This window comes from Actinomadura alba (assembly GCF_014323705.1).
In the GTDB taxonomy this organism is placed as follows: domain Bacteria; phylum Actinomycetota; class Actinomycetes; order Streptosporangiales; family Streptosporangiaceae; genus Actinomadura_C; species Actinomadura_C alba.
In genome coordinates, this window is record NZ_JABVEC010000024.1 from 40,925 (window position 1) to 62,812 (window position 21,888).

A 21,888-nucleotide genomic window follows, 5' to 3' on the forward strand; every position below is an offset into this window, starting at 1 on the left:
TGATCTCAGCTTGGCTTTCTGTTATACAGAACACATGACGGACCCGCTGCCTCCCTACGCGATCGGCTCGGTCGACAAGGCGATGCTCGTGCTGCTGCTGATCCGCGAGCGTGGCGAGGTGCGGGTGACCGACGTCAGCGACGAGCTCGGCGTGGCGCGCTCGACGGCGCATCGCCTGCTGCTCACGCTGGCGCACCGCGGGTTCGTGGCCCAGGACCGCGTCTCCCGCGCCTACCGGGCCGGCCGGGTCGTCGTGGAGATCGGGCTGTCGGCGGTCGGCGGGCTGGACGTACGGCGCAAGGCCAGGCGGCACATGGAGCGGCTCGCGGCCGAACTGCGCGAGACGGTGAACCTGATCGTGCTCGAGGGCACCGGCAGCCGCTTCATCGACGGGGTGGAGGGCGACCGGCCGCTGCGCGTCACCTCGCGCACCGGCACCCTGCTGCCCGCGCACAGCACCTCGGGCGGCAAGGCCCTGCTCGCCGAACTGCCGGACGACGAGGTGCTCGCGCTCTTCGCGGACGGGCTGACCCGCGTCACCGACCACACCATCACCGACGTCGACGCGCTGCGCGACGAGCTACGCCGCGTTCGCGACCTCGGCTACGCGGTGAACCACGAGGAGAGCGCCGCCGGACTCGACGCGGTAGCGGTCTGCGTACGAGACCATCTGGACCGCGCGCTCGCCGCGCTGGCGGTCAGCTTGCCGCACCAGCGGATGACTGAGGAGAACCTGCACACGATGCTTCCGCCGCTGCGCGCGACGGCGGAGGCCATCAGCCAGGATCTCTGACCGCGCCCCCGGGACGCAGGTCGGACCGGGGTGTGGTCGTCGCCCTTCCCGGAGTCTCAGCCATAGAAGACGTCCACCGCCGGAGCCGGTTCCCGCCGGACCTGGCCTCGCGGGGTCACGGACGCCTATCCCCGGGCCGCCACTCCCCTTGCGTCACGAGCTGCCGCGGACTGACCGCGAACGGGTAAGGCTGCTCGGTGCGGAAGACCTCGTCGTCCACGACATGGGCGACCTGCACGTAGCGACCGTCGCGAAGGTCGTACGCGGTGATGCTCGGATGGTCCGGATCCGGCACGACGATCCAGTACGACTCGATGCCGAACTCCTCGTACTCGGCCTTCTTGACGTTCCGGTCCCGCAGCGCGGTGCCGGGAGAGGCGACCTCCACCGCGAGCACAGCGGGGCGGACCTGGTACTTCGACTCGAACTCGTCCTGCCGGATCACGGTGGTGTCCGGAATCCGGTGCCGGGTGGGATCTCCGTGGAGATTCACGCCCTGGCCTCCCATGAGCTTGAACTTCGCCGGACGGCAAAGCTCCAGAAGGAACTCCAGCCGGTGAAGCGCGTCCTCGTGCTCGCCGCCGGGTGCCGGGCTCACCTCAAGCACCCCGTACATCAACTCGTAACGGTTGCCATCGTCGGGCAACAGTTCGAGATCGTCGACGGTGAGCGGCCGATCGTCCGGCAACTGAACGTCGTTGATGTGCATGACACTCATGGTGCCTCCTCGTCTCCATGCTCGCCAGGCTGGCATTCTCACAGAGTGTTGTGGGTCGGTCACAACAATTGTGGATAACTCCGCCGGCGGTCATGGAATCACCGGGATCGGCCCGGGAAAGCGCATCCAGACGGTGGTCCGACCGCCCTCCGGCCGGACGCCCCAGCCCAAGGCCAGCGCGTTGATGATCCGCATACCCCGGCCGCTCACCCCCATCAGGTCGTCCCGGAGACGGGGAAGGGCCCCTCCTGCGCCGTCGTCGGTGACCTCGGCTATCACCATGTCGTCCGCGGCGACGAACACGACGGTGATCTTGCCGCCCCGCCCCGAGGCGGTGTGCACCACGCCGTTGGTGAACGCCTCGCTCACACACATCTGGACGTCCCCGAGCGAAGGGTGTCCGGCTCCAAGCACGTCGCGGGTGAAACTCCGGGCGTGCGCCACCGAACGACCCAGGCCCGGCAGTGTGATCGCACCGATGACGACCGTCTCGCTCATCTGGCCGCCCCCATCGCGATGCGCCGAGCGGCCACCCGGAGATCTCCGCCGTCGAACACGGTGCCCCGCCAGAGCAGGAGCCACCTGCCCGTGTGCGGCAGAGCGACGATCGCGTCCTTGCGCCCGTCATTTCGGGGCACGTACAGCACGGGTTCCGCACGGCCGAGGAGCACCAGCCACGAGTTCACCGGGATCGCGTGCAGTTCCCACGCCAGACGGACGAGTAGTGCGTAGCGTGCCTCGCTCGGCGTCATCACCGTTCCTTGTCCTCGATGCCGCCTGCCACGATGGTCGCGCACGGTAGCGAAGACAACACTTTTCGACCGCCTCGGGACGATCGAAAATTGAAGATTGAGAGCGACGCGCTTTCACGCCCGGCCGACAACGGAGCGTGACACGCTGACCACATGCCGGAAGAACCCCCGTCCTCCGCGCGCCTCCGCCGGATCGGCCGCACGCTGCGCGAGCTGCGCGAGGCCAAGAGAATGACGCTCAAGGCGGCCGGCCACCGCGTCGAACGCTCCTCCGGCTCGCTGAGCCTGATCGAGAACGGCCTCCAGCCGCTCCGCCTGCGCGACCTGAAACACATCCTCGACGTGTACGGCGCCCCCGACGGCACCCTCCGCGTGGGCCTGATGGAACTGGCCCGCCAAGCCCGCCAGACCGGCTGGTGGACAGACTTCAAAGACGTCCTCTCGCCCTCCGGACTCGACTACGCCTCACTGGAGTACGACGCCACGCTGCTCGACGCCATCGAGACACAGTTCATCCCCGGGCTGCTACAGACCGAGGCCTACACACGCGCCGTCATGGAGTCGAGTCTGGTGGAGCGCCAGATCGGCAAGGCAGATCAGCTTGTCGCGTTCCGGATGGCCAGACAGCAGATCCTGCGCCGACCAGACCCGCCACAGCTGCGGACGATCCTCGACGAGGCCACGCTGCGCCGAGTCAGGGGTGGCCGTGAGGTGATGCGCGCCCAGCTACACCAACTGCTCAACGAGTCTCAACGAGACCACATCACCCTGCAGGTCCTTCCGTTCTCCTGCATGGCCGATCCGGGCATCAACGGAGCGTCCACGATGTTGGAGATCGGGCGGCCGTCCATCCTCAGCGCAGTGCTGGTCGACCATCTGACTGGCCGGTTGACCTTGGAGGATGAAGCAGATCTCGTCCGCTACCGCGAGACATTCGAGCGGGCCTGTGCCGTGGCACTGTCGGAAACCGATTCCCGGACCTTGATCCAGCGCATAATCTCAGAGCTATGACCGAACCGGACCTTTCCCACGCCGTCTGGCGCAAGAGCAGCCACAGCGGAAGCGGAGAGGGGGAATGCGTCGAGGTGGCGCGGGCCGACCGGCTGGTGGCCGTACGCGACTCGAAGAATCCGAACGGACCGATGCTCACCGTCACGCCCACGGAGTGGCACACCCTCCTCACCTCGATCAAGCACGGCGACTTCGGCTGACGAGTGATCAGCGGCTCATCCGAACAGCGCGAACGACTACAAGATCACGACAGTGCATGGGACTCGGCGGTGATGCGGAGGGGGAATCTGCATGCAGTGCGCATGCAGAACACCTTAGATGGCCTAATGGACACCACAGTCGTGCAGGTGCGGGACGTCCCTGAGCATGTCGTCGCCATACTCAAGGCACGCGCCGAGGCTCGCGGGCAGTCCCTGGCCGTCTACCTTCGCGACCTCCTGACGGAAGAGGCGGCACGACCATCGATCGAGGACGTGATGACGAATATCGCCGCACGTGAGCCGGTCGACTACTCGATCGAGGATCTCCGGTCGTTCATACGTGACGGTCGGTGATGACGTTCGTCGTCGACTGCTCCATCATCATCCGGCTGCTGTGCAACGTGGAGGGTGATGATCTGCTGCGTCAGCGCCTGGCCCGTACGGTGCACGCCCCAGCGCTCATCGACGCCGAGGTCTCCAGCGCCATTCGGGCCTGACGATCACGAGCACGCCCAGCGTCCGCGTCAGCCTGAAGCGTGCCGACCAGATGCTGACCGACTATGCGGGCCTGCGGATCGTGCGATAGGCCATGCAGCCACTTCAGAAGCGCGTATTGGATCTGCGCCACGATTTCACCGCCTACGACGCGATGTATGTGGCGCTGGCCGAGGTACTGGATATGCCGCTGCTTACTGATGACGGCAAGTTCGCGAGCACGCCGGGGCACCGAGCCGATATCCATGCCTATCCGGACTGAGCCTCCAGACCACCGGTCCCGCCGGTAGGCCGGTGGTCGGACATGACGAGGCTCGCGGCTACGGCAGTTCGGTGCTTACGGAAGTGGCAGTCGTACGACCTGGGGGGTCGCTCGCCGGGGTGGTGAACTCGCTGTTGACGTGCACGATGTCGCTGTAGCCGGTCGCGAGAGCAGGACGTGGTCGAGTACCTGGGAGTTGCCCTCGTACACGTAGGTGCTGCGCGCGGCGGCCGGGAGGGTCGCGGGCAGGTCCGCGATCGCCTGCCTCTCCACCTGCCGGCCGTAGACGTTCGACACCATGCCGGGTTCTCGCCGGAGATCACGACGTCAGGTGACGTCGATCACGAACTCTGCCCCCTCCCCGAACGCCCAGGAACCCGGACGAGAACCCCCACGTCCAACGGGCTACAACGGATCACATCGAGGGGCGATCACATTGTTCGCAATGGTGACAGGGTTGGGCCTGTCAGCTGCGGCCGGACTGAACGCCTATATCCCAATCCTGGTCATTGGGCTGCTCGACCGGTACTCCGATGTGGTGACCGTGCCGGCCGAGTTCTCCTGGATGACCAACGGCTGGGCCCTCGCCACCGTGGCCGTGCTGCTCGCCGCCGAGGTGGTGCTCGACAAGATCGCCGTTGTCGACCATGTGAACGACGCCATCCAGACGTTCGTACGACCCGCCGCCGGTGGTGCCGTGTTCGCCGCGAGCAACGCCGCGGCACAGCTCGACTCCTCGGCCTTCATGCGCGAGCACTCCTGGATCGGCTGGACGCTGGGCATGGCAGTGGCCCTCGTCGTCCACGCGACCAAGGCCAGTGTGCGACCGGTCGTCAACGGGGGCACGATGGGGACCGGCACGCCGGTGGTCAGCACGGTGGAGGACACCATCTCCCTCGGGATGAGCCTGCTGGCCATCCTGCTGCCGGTGGTTGCCCTGATCTTGCTGATCATCCTGGTCTACGTCGCCATGCGGCTCCTCCGCCGCCTGCGAGCCCGACGCCGTCGGCGGAGGCAACGCACCGCGGCGCACTCGGGCCCCTCCCCCTGACACCCCCATACCCTTCGTGATCATGCGGTCGTTGCGACAACGACCGCATGATCATGACGGCAAGGGGGAGCCCGGGGTGGGCCGGGCGGACATGACCACACGCGGGCCGAGCTCGTGGAGGCCGGCAGCGATCTCGGCCTGCCACAGGGACCGGATCTCGGGGCCGTGGGCCACCTCGGGGATCTCGGTGAAGCCGAACCGGGCGTACCACGGGGCATTCCATGGCACGTCGCGGAAGGTGATCAGCGTGATGCGAGGAGATCCCGCCTCGGCCGCATGCGCGATGACCTGGTCCATCAGCGAGGTGCCGATGCCCCGGCGATAGTGATGGGGATGCACGGCGATCTGTTCCAGATGGGTGCCGCCGTCTCGCTCCCGGACGGCGGCGAACCCGACCGGCGGGTCTCCCGCGACGTAGATGCGCTCGCCGTCCCGGATGGCCTCCTCGATCACGGTGGGGCCGGGCGGGAACACGATTCCCAGCCGGGCGAACAGCAGGTCGGCCGCTCCCTCGATCTCCGGTAGGACGGGAAGGTCAGCCGGTTCGGCGCGGCGTACGGCGACGGGCATGCCACGACCGTAAGGGGCCGCTCCGTGACGAACAACGGCTTATCGCCCACACCGCCCACCTCGGCCACGTCGCGCGCCACCCACCTCGGCCGCGCCGCCCTCGTCCCCGAGGGTGCTCCCGGGCGGGACGAGGCACCGGCGTCGTGCCGTCATGCCCGTCCGGCGCAAGCGCACTCGAACTACCGGTCGCCGGTGACCTCGGTGAGGGTGCCGTCGGCGAGCAGGTCCGCGACCGAGGACGGCAGGACGTAGGCGATCCCGCCGCCGGGCTGGTCGAACCACGGCACCGCGACGCCCGTCAGCACGCGCAACGGCCGCCGCAACCGGTACACGTGATAGGGGCGGTCCGCCCATTCCACCGGCCACGACCGCCGCTCAAAGGGCGTGCGCACCGCGTACGTGAAGTTTCCGTCCGGGTCCCCGTGCCGGTCGACCTCGGCATCGACCGGCAGGCCGACGACCCGGCGGTCCCGCAGCAGTGACAACGGCGGCTCGCCGGGCAACGGCTCGATCGAGTTCTCCTCGTCGGCCGCGCCGGCCGAAGGCGTGGGTCGTCGGTCCGGCGCCGTGGACCGGCCACCGGACGGCCGGTCCGGCGTGGACCGCCGTACGGTCTGATCCGCCGGCCGTGCCGGTGCCGCGCCCTTGGGACCGGTGATCACCGATAGGGCGGCGGCACGAGCGCGCTCGTCGACCTCGGGCAACTGGAAGTCCATCCGTCGGACATGGTCGACGAGATCGGGCTCCGGGGCCACGTCGTGCTTGCGCAGGTAGTAGCCGACGGCCCCCGGCCAGACCCACTCGCCGTCGGTGTGGAACGCCATCGGGACGTCCTTGTGCCCGCCGGGTTCCAGCCGGTCGGCGTCGAACCCCCGTGCCGCCAGCACGATCGGGGCCTTCCGCAGGTACTCCAGCAAGCGTTCCCGTTCGGCCGCGTCGACCGGTGGGCGGGACACGTAGGGCCGGCCGTCCAGGTCCTCCCCGTCGAACAGCTTCGCCTTACGCGGCTTCTCGCGGGGCAGGCCGAGCCGGGGCAGGTCGAAGGGGTCGTTGCCCTTCTTCTCGTTCCACGCCCGGTACCGGAACTCGCCCGGGTCGGCGATGCCGTACCCGTCGCGCAGGGCCGTGACGACCATCCCGGCCATGTCCCGGTACTGCCGGGCCGAGGCGGGCCATCCCAGCTCGGTCCACCAGTTCTCCCGGCCGGCGGGCCGGTCCGCGGGTCGCCAGCCCGCCGCCGTGATCGCGCTCTCGCCGCCGGCCGAAGCCCGCTGCTCCGGCTCCAGGAACGAGTTCTCCACGACCTCGGCGATCAACCGGTCGGGCCTCTGGACGAACTGCGCGTACCGGCCGCTCGAGCCGTCGGCGAACTCGGAGATCACCACCAGTGCTCCGGCCGGCAGGGCGGCCAGTTCCTCGGCCAGCCCCTCGGCGAACGACTCCCAATCCACGGCGCTCACAACCCCAGTTCCACGGCCCGATCGAACTCGTCGACGTACTCGTTCGTCGCCAGGAAGACGTTCACCTGCACCGAGAGGTGCTTCACTCCGACGGTCGCCTCGTCCCCACGCCACCGCACCTCGGCCGACTCGCCCGGGACGCGTTCGGTGGGCTCGCCCAGCGCCCGCGTGACCGCCGCCACGACGTCGGCGAAGGCGTCCTGCACGTAAGCCCGCCCTTCGGCCGACTCGGCGCTCGCGGATCGGCACGCGGCCACCGAGATCCTGTCGACCTTCCCGGCCCGCGAGAGGTAGAAGAAGCCGCTGGCCACCCCGAATCCGACGTCCAGTCGTACCGACCGGCCGCGGCGCGACTCGACCTTCCAGCCGAACCTCTCGGCGACCCCGTCGACCTCGTCGGGCTCCCACGACCACTCGAGGGAGCCCAACCCCGTGACCAGGTCGGCGACTTCCTGCTCCGACAATACGCGCCGATCAGTCATGACTCTCATCCTAGCGACCAGCCGCTCCGCTCAACGGCATCCGAAACTCGGTGCTCGACGTCTTTCCCGGGTGGGTTCCATCCCGCTAGTCGTCACCGGTATCCGGACGGGCGCTTTCGAACAACTCCCGTTCGTAGGGCGCCACTGTCTCGCGCTGGTGCCGGTCGAATTCCCGCATGGCCTGGATATGGACCTCGGCGAGAAGTCCGTCGGGCACCGGCCCGTCGACGGGCTTCCAGCCCGGCCTGGCCATCAACGAGTGCACCAGCGATATTCGCATATGCTCGCGCATTATCGGGAGCAATGCGTTCGGCCGGACGATGAGCCCGGCATGGCCAACGGCCGCCAGTACGGTTCCGTCCGGCCGCCTCGCGATGATCCTGGGCATGCCTCTATCAGTCTCATTCCGGCCCGAACCACTCCCGATCCACGACGCTCACGATCCCGGCTCCACGACCCGATCGAACTCGTCAACGTACTCGTTCGTCGCCAGGAAGACGTTCACCTGCACCGACAGGCGCTTCACTCCGACGGTCGCCTCGTCCCCACGCCACCGCACCTCGGCCGACTCGCCCGGAACGCGTTCGGTGGGCTCACCCAGCGCCCGCGTGGCCGCCGCCACGATCTTGGCGAAGGCGTCCTGGACGTAAGCCCTGCCTTCAGGCGATTCGGCACTGGCGGACTCGCACACGGCCACCGATATCTGCTCGACCTTGCCGTCCCGCGAGAAGTCGATGAAACCGGTGGCCATCCCGAATCCGGCGTCGAGCCGCACGGACCTGCGCCGACGCGACTCCACCTTCCAGCCGAACCGCTCGACGACCTGATCGACCTCATCGGGATCCCACGTCCAGTCCAGGGTCCGCAGCCCCGTGACGAGGTCGGAGATCTCCTCGTCCGAGGATATGCGCCGCTCGACCATGACCTCATCCCAGTGACCCGTCCAGCGCGCACACCGGCCGGACCCCGTATCACCCCGGCTCACGGCTAATCGTCGCCCGTGTCCAGGCGGTACCGCTCCAGCCTTCTCCGCTCGCGTGGCGAAGCCTTCTCCATTTGCTGCTTGTCGAATTCACGCATCGCCGCGATATGTTCCTGCGTGAGAAGACCCTCCGGCACTGGCTCGTTGACCTCCTCCCACCCAGGCCGGGCGAACAATGAGTAAACCATTGATATCCGCATATTCTCGCGGATCACGGGAATGTACCCGTCCGGATGGACGATGAGTCCCGCATGACCCACGGCGACGAGTAGCGTCCCGTCGGGCCGCCTCGCAACGATCCTCGGCATATCGACTATCTTCTCATCCCGGCCGAAGCCGTTCGATCTCAGTAAGTAGTTGCTGTTGTATTCGCGTTGCCCGATCCAAGTCCCATTGCCATATATCGGCATCCGGGTCATGACTGGGAAGGAGATCGTTCAAGCGATTGATCTCGGTTTCAACCCACGCGAGGTCCTCGAAGGTACGCTGCCACGCAGCAGCACGCTCCTCGGGGGTGCCACCCTCCGCGAGGGTCTCGTTGTTAACGATACGCCAATCCAGTCCCGCCTCGTCCAGCGCCGCACGCAATTCCGGACTCTCCGTGCCATGCAAAATGACGTGATCGATGTCACCGATGGCGACGCCACCGTGGATCTGCGCCTCTATATAGGCCCTACCCTGGAATGCTGTGCTCTCATAATCTCGATCCAGGCCGGCGAGCGCGGCCTCGCGCCCTTCTGCGGAACTAGGGAACGCGCCATATGACTCTGGCCGCGGATTCATGATCGGGCTGGGAATCGTCCCCGTACGATTGTCGAGGGAATCACCGACACAAGCGGTCGTGCGCTCCAGCACTTCGGAGTTGAGAACGACTTGGACTTCACCGTACTTCGATAGTTCATCGGTGTTCATCGTCATGCCGCGCTCACCGATACCCGCAGGGCGGTCGTCACCGATCTGGACGTAACCGTAAAGGGGACGCTCGCGGCCGGGTAGGTCCGCCGGGTGACCGAACCACGCGGACTCCACTTCGGCGCGGAACTCCGGCCGGAAGAGTCCGCCCGACACCCCGCTCTCGAACTGTGATTTGAATCGGCCGTCCTCGAGGACCTGCAGCAGCGTGTCCGCGTCGATGCGGATGCCCACGGGCTTGCCCGCGAAGAGTTCGTCCAACTCGGCTTTCATCCGCTCACGCAGAGCCGCCGGATCCTGTCCCGTCTCCGCCGCGAGCTGGTCGATGTTGCGGTGCACGTCCGCGTACTGCTCGACGTAATCACGTGCCGCATCGTCGGGAAAGCGCCGATCCAGTTCACCATCCAGCCTTTCGATCTCACGCGCCAACTCCTCCGACGCGGGATCTCCGGGATCGACGTCCTCCCGGCGTTCGAGCAGTTCCTTGTACTGCTTGGCGAGTTCGATGGAGTCATGATCGGGCGCCTCCCGGACGGGTGCGCGGGACACCGGGGCCTCGGGCGCTCGCGTGTCCTCCTCAGCCGCGGAGGACGCGTCGTCGGTCCCGTCGTCGGTCCGATCCTCGGTGCTCTGGCCGTCCCGGCCATCCGAGGCCGGCGCAGCGTCGTCCGAGGTAGCGGCGGGCGGCGACGCGGCACTCGCGGCGGCCGTCTCGGCCGGTGTCCTGTCGGGTCGCACGGGACCCGCGCTCTGTTCGCCGGACGGGCCGCCCATGTCCGCGCGCGACGCCGAGGCGGCCTCGGGAGAACCCGGCCGCGCGCCCTGCCCATCGGAGCTCGATCCCGCCTCACCGGCACGAGGGGCCGGCGAGGCAGGCTCGGTCGCGGTCTGCCCGGAACCCGCGGACGAACTCTGCGTGCCCGAGCCGTCCTGAGGGGCGTTGGTGTCACGCCGCCCGGTGCCCTGGCCATCACCGCCGTCACCACCGTCACCGCCGTCACCGCCGTCACCGCCGGCCGAGCGGGGCGCGGCGAACTCCGGTCGTGGCGGGGGCGCCGCGTCTCGCGCCGCCGCGGAGGGATCGGCGCGTCCCGGGCCGCCGCCCGGTTCGGCTCCCGCGACCTGGTCGGCTCTGAACGGCTGATCCGGGTCGCGCTTCAGGTCGAACTCCGACCGCGTGACCATGCCGTTCTTGTCGGCGTGCATCAGGTGATACTCGACGCGCAGGGTTCCCGCGGCGAGTGCCGCTTCGATCTTCGCCTTCACCTCGGGCCGGTCCGCCAGCGCGGCCGCGAGATCACGGTCGATGGACAGGACGTGCCGCAGATACTCCGGGCTGCCCTGCTGAGCCTTCTTGTCGCCTTCGACCGTACGGGTCTCGAGGTCGGAGCCGGCGCCCTTGGCCTCGACGCAGAGCAGGGTGGGCGGATCTCCGTCGATAAAGGACACCACGTCTATCGTCCCGGGCGTTCCGGGCTTGTCCTCGGACGGGGTGAGGAGGATGCCACCGCGGTCGTTCGTCGCGTAGTCGACCGCCGCAATCATGCCCATCTGCTCGCTGACCTGAACGAGCGCCTGCATTTTCGTGTTGTATTCGAACGCGTGCCCGTCCAGCTCCTGCAGCCGGTCCAGGGCCTCCGCCTTCTCCTCGTCGGACAGATCTGGATTATCTCTGATCTTGTCCTGCAGGTCGGCCATCGCGGCGTCGAGCTTCGTGCTGCTCAGCTCATTGATCGATTCGATGCCGAACTCATCGAAATATGTGGCCATGTCGTCGCGGAGGTCCGCGCGACCACCGAGACCGTGCTCCGACTGGTCCTCGCGGCTGTCCGCGAGATTCTCCAGGTCGGCCTGGGTTTCATCGATGACGTGATATTCGGTCGGCTCTCCCTTTTGAGCCTGGTAGTCGATATCACGTTCGGTGAGGTGGTCGGGGATGCGCCCGCCCGCACCGTACAGGTTGTGATGGTGCTCGTTGCGGAATGAGCCCGGCGGATCGTCGGGATGGTGCAGCTTTCCGTCATCGGAGCGGTACCAGCCGGCTGGATCGCCGTCACGATGCAGCGTTCCGTCCGGGTCTCGGTAGGTACCCGGTTCGTCGCCCTCCCGGTGGAGCCGGCCGTCGTCGCCGGTCTGAAGGTCGTCCGCGCCGCGGTTCTCGGCATCCGGGTCCGGTGAGTCCGGTGTATCCGGTGTGTCCGAATCGCCATAAGCCCAATCGCGGCCGGGTGGAAGGCCGTCGTGGCCCACGGGGGTGACCGTGCCGTCGGGTTCGAACGAACTCCAGCCGCCGTCCGGCGGCCAGGTCGGCACGAACGAATCGTCCGGCTCGTACACGCCGGACGCGGAGTAGATGTTGCCGGTGTCGTCGGTCCAGGCCAGCTGGTCCGGCGCGGTGACCGGCACGCCCAGCTCCCGTGCGAGCTGGGAGGCGAACGAGTCCGGCCCCTGCCCCGTCTCACACGAGATCAACATGATGGGGCGGCCGCCCCAGTTCGGATCGCTCCTGATCAGGTCGGCGGCGTCGCGGGCATTGAGCAGCATGTCTCCGACCTGCATCGCGTCGGGCCGGCCGTGACCGTCGACGACATAGCCGCCGTCGGGATCGGGCGGCACCTGTTGCGCCAGGTCGCGCATGTTCTGCTCGTCCGGCGAGAAGAACGACCGGCCGGCCGGGGTCTCCTCGCTCATGCGATAGACGTCGTGCAAGTGCGGCGGGAGGTTCTCCGGCACCGGGGCCGGTTGCTGCGGGTCCTGGGCGTCCGGCTCAGCGCCGTCCTGCGTTCCCGATCCCTCGTGCACCTCGGTGCCATCCGGGCCGGTACCGGGTTCCGGCGGCCCGGCACCCACCTCTGGTCCTGAGCCCGGTTCCTGCGGCCCGGCACCCACCTCTGGACCCGGACCCGGTTCCTGCGGCCCCGAACCGACCTCCGGCCCCGAACCGACCTCCGGCCCTGAACCGACCTGTGGCCCTGGACCGGCCTCCGGGCCGGTACCCGGTTCCGATGGCCCGGGGCCGACCTCCGGGCTCGGACCCGGTTCCGGCGGCCCCGCACCCACTTCGGGCCCGGAGCCCACCTCGGGCGGTGCGGGAGTCGTCTGTGGCCCCGTACCGTCCGGCGTTCCGGTGCCGGGGGGCGGGGTGGCCTCCGGCGGGCGGGCGTACGCGCGTGGCGGGCGGGAGGGAGGGCCTTCGGCCCTTCCCTCGCCCCCCGGTCGGGCTGGGGGCCTGTCGCCCCTGCCCGCGTGGTCTGTACGAGGGTCGGGCGTGCGGCCCGCCGCAGGCGCGTCGCCGGCCGGACGACCGGGGTCACCGGCCCGCTCGGGCGTGCGCGGAGGCGAGCCCGACGGCGAACCGCTCTGGCCCGAAGGGCGTGAGCCGTCTCCTGCCGTACGAGGAGGAGCGCCGGCCGATGGCGCGCCCGCCGGGGAACCTCCCGGCGCGGCTCCGCCCATGGGGAACGCGCCGGCCGGTCCGCCGGAGCGGCCGTCGGACATCGGGGCTCCCGCTCCGCCCGGGGGCACCGGAGCGGCCCCTCCCGGCTGTGCCTGAGAGCCCGGCGCGGAGCCCGGATCTGCGGCACCGGCCAGGGACGTGCCTTCCTTCGGGCCGTCGAAGCGGCCCGGCGAGCCGCCATCCTGCGGATCGCCGCCCTGCGTCCCGGACGGCGCCCCATGGGACGTCCCGGGATCGGCGGGGGCGGCGTGGCCGCCGCTCGGCGAGGACTGTGTCGAGGATCCGGACGAGTCGCCGACGGTCTGGGTGTTCAGCGCGTCGGCGACCCGGTTGCCCGAAGGACTCGACCCGTTGCCGTCTCCGGTCGTGCCGGCGCCGCCGCCACCATGCTGTGCGCCCCCGCCGCCGTCGGCGGAGGAAAGGACCGAGGGTGAACCGCCGCCGGACGTCGACGCCGCCTGACCATCGGATCCACCGGCGTGCCCGGAGCCTCCGCCGGCGGACGCGTTCGCCGAGGAAGAGCCGTCGGAGCCGCCCGCGCTCATCGTGGTGCCACTCGATCCGCCGTCGGCGGAACCGCCCCCACCGGCCAGGTTCGAGCCCGACGGGCCGGATCCGGAGGAACCGGAGCCATCCGAACCGGACGAGCCCGAGCCGCCCGAACCGGAGCCGCCCGAACCGGAGTCGCCCGACCCAGAGCCGCCCGAACCCGATGAACCGGAGTCCGAGCCGCCCGAACCGGAGGACCCGTCGCCGGACCCACCGCCGCCGGGAGCGCCGGGATCTGCCGCCCCGCCCAGGTTCGGCGAGCCGACCTGGGGGACGTCGACGTCGCCGAGACCGCCCTTGGCACCGCCGACGGCGCCACCGAACGCACCGGAGGTGGCGCTCTTGGCCAGCCCTTCGGCGGTGAGCGGTTCACCGGAGATCGCCGCGCTGGCGACGGTGCCGGCGACCCCGCCGATCCCCTCGGACAGGCCCTCGCGGGCGGCTCCCCTCAGCATGCCCCCGAGCGCGCTCTCGGCGCCCTCGCCCAGCCCCGGCACCCTGCCCATCCCGACGCCGATCCCGCCGGAGATGACGCCACCGATGACCCCGTCGAGGGCGGCCGCGCCCGTCTTGCTCCAGTCGACTTTCTCGCGGTCGCCCTTCGCGATCTGGATTCCCTGGATCGCGAGGTCCAGCAGCACGCCCTCGAGAAGGCCGCGCGCCACGTCCTTGGCGATGGCGATGAGCAGTCTCTGCAAGATCGTCCGCGAGGTGATCTGAGCCGCCACCTGGACCGCGGGGATCGCCGCCGTTGAGGCCCCGAACGTCGCGAACGCCGCGGCGATGAGTGAGATGATCTCGATCGCCGTGATGATCAACAGGGCGATGAACATGTACTTCGCGTACTCGATCTCGTTCGCGCCGTTGTTCATCGCCTGGGCGAGCGCCTGGCACGCCTGCGACAGCTTGGTCAGGTACTGCGGATCGGTGGAGACGTAGGTCTCGAAGTGCCTTCTGAAGGCCTCGGCGCCCACGCTGTCGACGGTGCCGAGCACCTTCGTCGCCGTCGCCTGGAGGTCACCGATCAGTTCGTTGATGTCGGTGGCGGCCTCGACCCACGCGTCGGCGCCACGCCGCATCGCCGTCTCGTCGCCCTCGGGCCAGTCCGACCCGACGATCCATTCCAGCCACTGAAGTTCGGAGGGGAGTACGAGGCCCACGCTCTAACGCCGCCCCACGCCCTTGACCGCGCTGACGGACCCCTCTTCGGCCTTCTGGTAGATCTTCGCCATCTCGTCGAGGCCGGTCTTGATCTCCGTCAGGCTCTTACTGAGGTCGCCGAACTGCTTGAGGACCTTCTCGGCGTGCTTGAGGTAGTCCCCTTCGAACTGCTTGCCGGTGTCATCCGCGCCCCAGCACTTGCCCTCCGCGGACAACTTGCCGTCCAAGGCGTCGTGGATCTTCCCGAGCTGCTTCGAACCCTCCGTGAAACCCTCGGCCGAACGTCTCAGCCCCGCCGGATCGACCCGGAGCTCACTCATCGCCCACCTGTTTTCAACTTTTCAACTGACAATCCGCCGGCAGCGTCACTTGTCGCGCAACCCGTAGCGTTCCTTCATCGCGTCGAGGTCGTCCGGGCGTTCCGGGAGAACCTTCGAGAGGTCGGTTCGGCCCACGCCGCCATCTGACGTGTCGGTGGGCACCAGCGGTTCCAGCACCGCCCGTACCTGATCGCCGACCTGCGCGGCGGCCTCGTTGACGGCGGCGAGCACGCACTCGGCGAGCTCGGACGGCGATAGCTTCCGGTACACCCGGGGGTCGAATTCCAGGCCCGACAGCCGGCCCTGCGCGCCCACCGTGACCGTCACCATGCCGTCCGCCGCTTCGACGGTGGCCTGCGCGGAGCCCATCTGCCGTTGCAGGTCCTGGAGCTGAGAGCGCTTGGTGCGATACTGCTTCATCAGCTCGTCGATATGAGCCTGCAGGTCCTCCCGCATCCGGCCCGCCCCCGATTCCCGCGTACTGCGCCATGACCCCGAATTCACCCTATACAAACCGAAGTTTTACCTGGCACCCCGCAGAAATCAAGCTGAACACCTCACCGACGGCGAAGTGTTGCGTAACCGCCCATCGGCGCCCGTGCATCAAGGCAGGGGTCTACGAGGGCGGACCGGCCGGGGCGGCCACGCGGTGCCGCGGTGCCGGCGGAATCGCAGGACGGCTAGCGGACGCCGGCCTCTTTCATGTCGCGCAGCTCACGCTTCAGCTCCTTGATCTCATCGCGGAGCCGGGCGGCGAGTTCGAACTGGAGGTCGGCGGCGGCCTGGTGCATCTGGGCCGTCATCTGGTCGATGAGCGACTCCATCTCCTCGCGGGGCCGATCCCCCACCAGGTCGGCCGCGTGCCTGCCCGTCTCCCTGGACCGGGAGGACAGGCCCGGCACGGGCGCCTTGCCCCGGCTCTGCTGCCGGCCGGCACCCCCGATGAGCCGCTCGGTGTCGGCGTCCTCACGGGCGAGCGAGTCGAGGATGTCGGCGATCCGCTTCCGCAGCGCCGTGGGCTCGATGCCGTGCTCGGTGTTGTAGGCGACCTGCTTGACGCGGCGCCGGTTGGTCTCGTCGATGGCCCGCTCCATCGACGCGGTGACCTGGTCGGCGTACATGTGCACCTGCCCGGAGACGTTACGGGCGGCGCGACCGATCGTCTGGATCAGCGAGGTCTCAGACCGCAGGAAGCCCTCCTTGTCGGCGTCGAGGATCGACACCAATGACACCTCGGGCAGGTCGAGGCCCTCACGGAGCAGGTTGATGCCGACCAGCACGTCGAACTCGCCCATGCGGAGCTCGCGCAGCAGCTCGATGCGCCGGAGCGTGTCGACCTCGCTGTGCAGGTAGCGCACCCGGATGCCGAGTTCGAGCAGATAGTCGGTGAGGTCCTCGGACATCTTCTTGGTGAGCGTCGTGACCAGCACCCGCTCGTCGCGGTCGGCCCGCTCGCGAATCTCGTGCACCAGGTCGTCGATCTGCCCCTTCGTGGGCTTGACGACGACCTCGGGGTCGATCAGGCCGGTCGGGCGGATGACCTGCTCGACGACATCGCCCTTGACCCGGCCGAGCTCGTACTGGCCGGGCGTGGCGGACAGGTAGACGGTCTGCCCGATGCGGTCGAGGAACTCCTCCCACTTCAGCGGCCGGTTGTCCATCGCCGACGGCAGCCGGAAGCCGTGCTCGACCAGCGTGCGCTTGCGCGAGGCGTCGCCCTCGTACATCGCGCCGATCTGCGGCACCGACTGGTGCGACTCGTCGAGGACCAGCAGGAAGTCCTCGGGGAAGTAGTCCAGCAGCGTGTTGGGCGCCGTGCCGGCGTCTCGGCCGTCGATGTGCCGGGAGTAGTTCTCGATGCCGGAGCAGCTGCCCACCTGGCGCATCATCTCGATGTCGTAGGTCGTGCGCATGCGCAGCCGCTGGGCCTCGAGCATCTTGCCCTGCCGCTCCATCAGCGCGAGGGTCTCGTCGAGCTCGGCCTCGATGTCGCCGATCGCCCGCTCCATCCGCTCGGCGCCGGCCACGTAGTGGGACGCCGGGAAGACGTGGAGCTCCTCGTCCTCGGACAGCACCTCGCCGGTGAGCGGGTGCAGCGTCGCGAGCTTCTCGATCTCGTCACCGAACATCTCGATCCGGACGGCGAGCTCCTCGTACTGCGGGATGATCTCGATGGTGTCGCCGCGCACCCGGAAGGTGCCACGCGTGAACGCCAGGTCGTTGCGCGAGTACTGCATCTCCACCAGGCGGTGCAGGAGCTGGTCGCGCTCGATCTCCTGGCCGACCCGCAGCCGCACCATCCGGTCGACGTACTCCTGTGGCGTGCCCAGCCCGTAGATGCACGACACCGAGGCGACGACGATCGTGTCGCGACGGGTGAGCAGTGAGCTCGTCGCCGAGTGCCGCAGCCGGTCGACCTCGTCGTTGATCGAGGAGTCCTTCTCGATGTAGGTGTCGGTCTGCGGGACGTAGGCCTCGGGCTGGTAGTAGTCGTAATAGGAGACGAAGTACTCCACCGCGTTGTTCGGCAGCATCTCCCGCAGCTCGTTGGCGAACTGGGCGGCGAGGGTCTTGTTCGGCTGCATGACCAGCGTCGGCCGCTGCAGCCGCTCGATCAGCCATGCCACCGTCGCGGTCTTGCCGGTGCCGGTGGCGCCGAGCAGGACCGCGTCCTTGTCACCGCGCTCGATCCGCTCACGCAGCTCGGCGATCGCCTGGGGCTGGTCGCCCGAAGGCGTCATCTCGGTGACGACCTCGAACGGCGCCACCCGGCGCTGAAGGTCGGTGACCGGTCGCATTGCTCCTCCTGGTCGGCCTCGGGCACTGATCGACGTGCCGGCCCGGGCCCAGATTCAACCGTACGTGGTGCCGGTGACATTCCCGGCCCGAACACCGAGTGCCTGACACACCGAGAGCGCATGGTCACCGAGCGGCACCGGCTCGTCATACGATCTTCGATCAGGAGGGGACGGACTCCTCGTAGATCGAAGACGTATCGCCTCGTGGGAGAGGAGTCTGATGTCCCGACCATTCCGCCTTGCCGCCGTGGTGGCGGCCGCCTCGGCGATCCTGCTCACCGCCGCACCGGCCACCGCCGCACCGGACCCGCCCCCGTCTCCGCCGACCGCCGTCGCGGCCACGACGGCGATCACGCCCGCGCACGTATCCGCCTCGGTGCCGGCCGCGCCGGCGAAGGTCGTCAACGTCGCCCACCGCGGTGCGTCCGCGTACGCGCCGGAGAACACCATGGCGGCCTTCCGGCTCGCGCGGACCCAGCGGGCGGACATGTTCGAGCTGGACGTGCAGGAGACCCGGGACCACGAGCTCGTGCTGATGCACGACACCACGCTGGCCCGCACCACCAACGTGGAGGAGGTCTTCCCCGAACGGGCCCCGTGGCAGGTCGCCGACTTCGAACTCGCCGAGATCCGCAGGCTGGACGCCGGGTCGTGGTTCGGCCCGGGGTTCCAGGGCGAGCCGGTCCCCACGCTCGGCGAAGCGCTGCGGGAGATGCGCGGCAGTGGGCTCGGTCTGCTGCTGGAGATCAAGGCCGCCGAACTCTACCCCGGCATCGAGCACGCGCTGGCCGAGGAACTGCGCCGCCACCCGTACTGGCTGAGCACCAACCGCTGGGAGCGGCGCCTGGTCGTGCAGTCCTTCAACTGGCAATGCATGCGGGCCCTCAAGGGCATCCTGCCGTGGGTGCCGGTCGGCCTGCTCGGCGCACCGGCCGCCGAACGGCTGCCGCGGGTCTCGCAGTTCGCCGATCAGATCAACCCGCCCTTCCACGGCCTGACCGCCGAGTACGTCGCACAGGTGCACGCGCTGCGCATGGACGTGTTCACCTGGAGCGTGCAAGACCCGGCGATCATGCGACAGGTGATCGCGCATGGCGTCGACGGCGTCATCACCGACCGGCCGGACATTCTCCACAGCGTGCTCGCGCAGGGGCCGGCCCGGAGCCCGTGAGGGCGGATCACGCCTTCTGGGGCGCCGCGACCGATCCTGCGGGCAGCGGGACCCGGGCACGGACCGCATAGCCGCCCCCGGCGCCGGCGCTCGCCTCGAACACGCCGCCAAGCGCGGTGACCCGTTCACGCAGCCCCACCAGCCCGTTTCCGCCACTCGGCAGTCCGTGGTCGGGCCGCGCCGAGGGAGCGTCGTTCTCGACCCGTACCTCGATCGCGTCCGGCAGATGGTGGAGTGCCACCCGGGCGGTCACCGCCCCCGCGTGCTTGTGAACGTTGGTGAGCGCCTCCTGGACGACCCGGTAGGCCGTGCCGGCGATCGCGGCGGGCAGCGTGCGCTCGTCGCCCTGGACGGTCAGAGTGACCTCGAGCCCGGCCGCGCGGGACTGGCCGACCAGCCCCCGGATGTCGTCGATGCCCGGCGCGGGCAGCGCGGCGGCGTTCTCGCCGAGCCGCAGGACCCCGATGACCTGGCGCAGTTCGTCGAGCGCCTGGCGGCCCATGTCGCCGATCACGCCCGCCGCCTCGGCCGCCCTCTGCGGATCGCGCTTGGCGATCGCCCGGACCGCTCCCGCCTGTACGACCATGACGCTCACCCGGTTGGCCACCACGTCGTGCATCTCGCGGGCGATGCGGGTGCGCTCCTCGGTCCTCGCCCGCTCGGCCAGCAGATGCTGCTCACGCTCCAGCCGCGCCGTGCGTTCCTGCAATGAGGCGACCAGCTGCTTGCGGGTGCCCATGTAGAGGCCGAGCAGCGTGGGCGGGGTGACGAAGACGACACCGACCACGACGAGCACCCAGAACGGCTCCCCCGTCTCGAGCGCGGGGCCCGGCTGGGCGACGACACTGACGATCGCCAGCGCGCCGGTGATCAACACGACCCGGCGAGAGGCGGCGTAGGCGCCCAGCGTATAGAAGGCGATCAGGACGGACAGCACGCCGGCTCCGGTCGCGGTGCCGACCACGATGCAGGCCGTCGCGACGAGTACGGGAAAGCGGCGGCGCACCACGAGCGTCAGGCCCAGCAGGACGCTGGCCACGCTGATCACCGGTGCCGGCAGGAAGTACTCCTCGGTGGCGAACCAGGTGATGACGCCGTCGAGGCAGGCCGCGCTGAGCGCCAGGGCGATGTCGAGCGCCCGTGAGCGCCGCCGTGGCCACCAGGCGATCCCCCGATCGAGTTGCATAAAGGGAGCGTAAAGCAGGTCGGCGACGGCTGGGTTACGGAACCGACTCCTAGCGGCCACCCGCTGCTCACCGAGTGCTTGCCGTTACGCTGCCGAACCTCCACAAAGTCAGAGGGAACAGGCAAACCGCCCTCTTTGGGGAGGAAGCACTCATGCTTAGGCAGCTTGGACCTCTTGCCCTCGCGACCCTCGCGCCCCTCGCCCTCTGTGTTCCGGTGGCCCGAGCCACATCCGTCCCCACCGCGGCCGCCCACGCCGACCACGCCGCCCACGCCCTGACCTGGTCCGCCTTACAGGACCCGTCCGACGACGACAGGCGGGTTCTGAACATCGCCCACCGCGGAGCGTCCGACCAAGCGCCCGAGAACACGCTCGCTGCCTTCCGGGCCGCCCGCGAACGCGGCGCGAACGTGATCGAGCTGGACGTTCAGGAGACCAAGGACCACAAGCTCGTCGTGGTGCACGACACGACGCTCGGCCGTACCACCAACGCCGAGAAGATCTTCCCGGGCAAGAGCCCGTGGCGCGTCCGCGATCTCACCCTCGCGCAGATCCGCAAGCTCGACGCCGGCTCGTGGCACGGATCCGAGTACAAGGACCAGCGCGTCCCGACACTGGCGAGCACCCTGCGCGAGATGCAGGGCAGCGGGCTCGACATGCTCCTGGAGGTCAAGTCGCCGTCGCTGTATCCCGGGATCGGCGAGCGGGTGGCCGGCGAACTCCGTAAGCACCCGGACTGGCTGAACCAGGATCGCGTCATCGTCCAGAGCTTCGACTGGCCGTTCGTCCGCGACTTCCACAACCGGCTGCCCAGCGTGCCCACCGGCCTGCTCGGCACGCCCTCCCGAGCGAGCCTCAGCGACGCCGCGACGTACGCCGACTACATCAATCCGCCGCAAGCGAACGCGACCCCCGGCTACGTCGAGAGCGTGCACAAGCATGGGATGCGGGTCCTGCCCTGGACGGTCAACGACGCCTCGACGATGCGCCGGCTCCTCAAGAACGGGGCCGACGGCATCATCACCAACCGACCCGGCACACTGCAGAGCGTCAACGGCGGCTGACCCGGCCGCCCGGACGCGCTCGGGTGGCACGATCCGGCACTGGCCGGCGGATGTCCACGGCGCCACCTGACGCGTATCGTCAACTGGCGTGAGCTACTGGACCCCACCCCCGTTTCCCCACCCGGCCGGTGACGAACCCGTGCTCTTCATGATCGGAGACGTGGGGGTGACGAACAGCTCGGTGATCCTGCCGCACGGCCGTTACCCGCTCCGGGGAACGACGTGGACGGTCAGCAACCAGACCTTCGTGACCAGCGGCACCCCCGGGTGGGCCGTCGCCCTCGCGATCATCGGCTTCTTCTTCGTCTGCGTCTTCAGCCTGTTCTTCCTGATCGCCAAGGAATCCCGCGTGCACGGCTTCATCGAGGTCGGCGTGCACGGCCCCGGCGGCTTCTACCACGCCACGCGGATCGCCGCCATCGACCCGTACACGGCGCAGTGGGTGCACCAGCAGGTCTCGCAGGCGCAGGCCTTGGCCGCCGCCATCTGAACCA

25 protein-coding genes are annotated in these 21,888 nt (G+C 69.0%); 10 read left to right on the forward strand and 15 right to left on the reverse strand.

What is annotated here, in order from left to right:
- The first annotated feature begins 34 nt into the window (after window positions 1-34).
- Window positions 35-793 (forward strand): IclR family transcriptional regulator, encoded by a 759-nt coding sequence (locus HKK74_RS27150; RefSeq protein ID WP_187246196.1) that lies wholly within the window; start codon window positions 35-37, stop codon window positions 791-793.
- 115 nt (window positions 794-908) lie between these two features.
- Here the strand turns inward: HKK74_RS27150 and HKK74_RS27155 are convergent, their stop codons facing one another.
- The 3 genes from HKK74_RS27155 to HKK74_RS27165 all read right to left on the reverse strand — a co-directional run bounded on the left by HKK74_RS27155 (window position 909) and on the right by HKK74_RS27165 (window position 2,263).
- Entirely contained in the window at window positions 909-1,511 is a 603-nt protein-coding gene (locus HKK74_RS27155) for a Uma2 family endonuclease (protein ID WP_187246197.1), read from the reverse strand.
- 90 nt (window positions 1,512-1,601) lie between these two features.
- On the reverse strand, window positions 1,602-2,009 hold the full coding sequence (locus HKK74_RS27160; RefSeq protein WP_187246198.1) for an ATP-binding protein: 408 nt from the start codon (window positions 2,007-2,009) through the stop codon (window positions 1,602-1,604).
- Window positions 2,006-2,263, reverse strand: coding sequence for a hypothetical protein (locus HKK74_RS27165; protein ID WP_187246199.1), 258 nt, complete (start codon window positions 2,261-2,263; stop codon window positions 2,006-2,008). The genes HKK74_RS27160 and HKK74_RS27165 overlap by 4 nt, the downstream gene beginning before the upstream one ends.
- Window positions 2,264-2,416: 153 nt before the next feature.
- Between HKK74_RS27165 and HKK74_RS27170 the strand changes: the two genes are divergently transcribed.
- The 5 genes from HKK74_RS27170 to HKK74_RS40245 all read left to right on the forward strand — a co-directional run bounded on the left by HKK74_RS27170 (window position 2,417) and on the right by HKK74_RS40245 (window position 4,231).
- Window positions 2,417-3,274 carry a helix-turn-helix domain-containing protein gene (locus HKK74_RS27170; RefSeq protein ID WP_187246200.1) on the forward strand — a complete coding sequence of 286 codons (858 nt, stop codon included), beginning with the start codon at window positions 2,417-2,419 and terminating at the stop codon, window positions 3,272-3,274.
- Window positions 3,271-3,474: a DUF397 domain-containing protein gene (locus HKK74_RS27175; protein WP_187246201.1), complete on the forward strand. Its 204-nt coding sequence runs from the start codon at window positions 3,271-3,273 to the stop codon at window positions 3,472-3,474. Before HKK74_RS27170 ends, HKK74_RS27175 begins: the two co-directional genes overlap by 4 nt.
- 126 nt (window positions 3,475-3,600) lie before the next feature.
- Window positions 3,601-3,828 carry a FitA-like ribbon-helix-helix domain-containing protein gene (locus HKK74_RS27180; protein ID WP_246492021.1) on the forward strand — a complete coding sequence of 76 codons (228 nt, stop codon included), beginning with the start codon at window positions 3,601-3,603 and terminating at the stop codon, window positions 3,826-3,828.
- Window positions 3,825-3,971, forward strand: a complete 147-nt coding sequence (locus HKK74_RS40240) for a PIN domain-containing protein (protein ID WP_246492022.1) — start codon at window positions 3,825-3,827, stop codon at window positions 3,969-3,971. The genes HKK74_RS27180 and HKK74_RS40240 overlap by 4 nt, the downstream gene beginning before the upstream one ends.
- A 116-nt stretch (window positions 3,972-4,087) precedes the next feature.
- Window positions 4,088-4,231, forward strand: a complete 144-nt coding sequence (locus tag HKK74_RS40245; RefSeq protein WP_281398056.1) for a type II toxin-antitoxin system VapC family toxin — start codon at window positions 4,088-4,090, stop codon at window positions 4,229-4,231.
- Between the two features lie 75 nt (window positions 4,232-4,306).
- Here HKK74_RS40245 and HKK74_RS27190 read toward each other — a convergent pair whose 3' ends face one another.
- Window positions 4,307-4,531, reverse strand: a complete 225-nt coding sequence (locus tag HKK74_RS27190; RefSeq protein ID WP_187246202.1) for a hypothetical protein — start codon at window positions 4,529-4,531, stop codon at window positions 4,307-4,309.
- Window positions 4,532-4,679: 148 nt separating this feature from the next.
- Between HKK74_RS27190 and HKK74_RS27195 the strand changes: the two genes are divergently transcribed.
- The gene (locus tag HKK74_RS27195) at window positions 4,680-5,282 is read left to right on the forward strand and encodes a DUF4126 domain-containing protein (protein WP_312881829.1); all 603 of its coding nucleotides are present in this window, start codon (window positions 4,680-4,682) and stop codon (window positions 5,280-5,282) included.
- A 51-nt stretch (window positions 5,283-5,333) separates the two neighbouring features.
- Here HKK74_RS27195 and HKK74_RS27200 read toward each other — a convergent pair whose 3' ends face one another.
- The 10 genes from HKK74_RS27200 to uvrB form a co-directional block, all read right to left on the reverse strand.
- A complete protein-coding gene (locus HKK74_RS27200; RefSeq protein WP_187246204.1) occupies window positions 5,334-5,852 on the reverse strand; it encodes a GNAT family N-acetyltransferase in 519 nt (172 codons plus the stop codon).
- A 179-nt stretch (window positions 5,853-6,031) separates the two neighbouring features.
- Window positions 6,032-7,312 (reverse strand): TNT domain-containing protein, encoded by a 1,281-nt coding sequence (locus tag HKK74_RS41585; RefSeq protein WP_312881816.1) that lies wholly within the window; start codon window positions 7,310-7,312, stop codon window positions 6,032-6,034.
- Window positions 7,309-7,794: a DUF6301 family protein gene (locus tag HKK74_RS27210; RefSeq protein WP_187246205.1), complete on the reverse strand. Its 486-nt coding sequence runs from the start codon at window positions 7,792-7,794 to the stop codon at window positions 7,309-7,311. Before HKK74_RS27210 ends, HKK74_RS41585 begins: the two co-directional genes overlap by 4 nt.
- Window positions 7,795-7,879: 85 nt before the next feature.
- Entirely contained in the window at window positions 7,880-8,182 is a 303-nt protein-coding gene (locus HKK74_RS27215; protein ID WP_187246206.1) for a hypothetical protein, read from the reverse strand.
- 48 nt (window positions 8,183-8,230) lie between these two features.
- Window positions 8,231-8,716: a DUF6301 family protein gene (locus HKK74_RS27220; protein WP_187246207.1), complete on the reverse strand. Its 486-nt coding sequence runs from the start codon at window positions 8,714-8,716 to the stop codon at window positions 8,231-8,233.
- Between the two features lie 65 nt (window positions 8,717-8,781).
- The gene (locus tag HKK74_RS27225; RefSeq protein WP_187246208.1) at window positions 8,782-9,084 is read right to left on the reverse strand and encodes a hypothetical protein; all 303 of its coding nucleotides are present in this window, start codon (window positions 9,082-9,084) and stop codon (window positions 8,782-8,784) included.
- A gap of 13 nt (window positions 9,085-9,097) precedes the next feature.
- Window positions 9,098-14,854 (reverse strand): DUF8616 domain-containing protein, encoded by a 5,757-nt coding sequence (locus HKK74_RS27230; protein ID WP_187246209.1) that lies wholly within the window; start codon window positions 14,852-14,854, stop codon window positions 9,098-9,100.
- 3 nt (window positions 14,855-14,857) lie between these two features.
- Entirely contained in the window at window positions 14,858-15,175 is a 318-nt protein-coding gene (locus HKK74_RS27235) for a WXG100 family type VII secretion target (protein ID WP_187246210.1), read from the reverse strand.
- 45 nt (window positions 15,176-15,220) lie between these two features.
- Window positions 15,221-15,631 carry a YbaB/EbfC family nucleoid-associated protein gene (locus tag HKK74_RS27240; RefSeq protein ID WP_187246211.1) on the reverse strand — a complete coding sequence of 137 codons (411 nt, stop codon included), beginning with the start codon at window positions 15,629-15,631 and terminating at the stop codon, window positions 15,221-15,223.
- 224 nt (window positions 15,632-15,855) lie between these two features.
- Entirely contained in the window at window positions 15,856-17,973 is a 2,118-nt protein-coding gene (gene uvrB, locus HKK74_RS27245; RefSeq protein WP_187246212.1) for an excinuclease ABC subunit UvrB, read from the reverse strand.
- 220 nt (window positions 17,974-18,193) lie between these two features.
- On the opposite strand from uvrB, the gene HKK74_RS27250 reads away from it, so the two are divergent.
- Window positions 18,194-19,144, forward strand: a complete 951-nt coding sequence (locus HKK74_RS27250; protein ID WP_187246213.1) for a glycerophosphodiester phosphodiesterase — start codon at window positions 18,194-18,196, stop codon at window positions 19,142-19,144.
- Window positions 19,145-19,151: 7 nt separating this feature from the next.
- On the opposite strand, the gene HKK74_RS27255 is transcribed toward HKK74_RS27250, so the two are convergent.
- Window positions 19,152-20,330, reverse strand: coding sequence for a sensor histidine kinase (locus tag HKK74_RS27255; protein ID WP_187246214.1), 1,179 nt, complete (start codon window positions 20,328-20,330; stop codon window positions 19,152-19,154).
- 152 nt (window positions 20,331-20,482) lie between these two features.
- On the opposite strand from HKK74_RS27255, the gene HKK74_RS27260 reads away from it, so the two are divergent.
- Entirely contained in the window at window positions 20,483-21,394 is a 912-nt protein-coding gene (locus HKK74_RS27260) for a glycerophosphodiester phosphodiesterase (protein ID WP_187246215.1), read from the forward strand.
- A gap of 88 nt (window positions 21,395-21,482) precedes the next feature.
- Window positions 21,483-21,884, forward strand: coding sequence for a hypothetical protein (locus HKK74_RS27265; RefSeq protein WP_187246216.1), 402 nt, complete (start codon window positions 21,483-21,485; stop codon window positions 21,882-21,884).
- Window positions 21,885-21,888 lie beyond the last annotated feature (4 nt).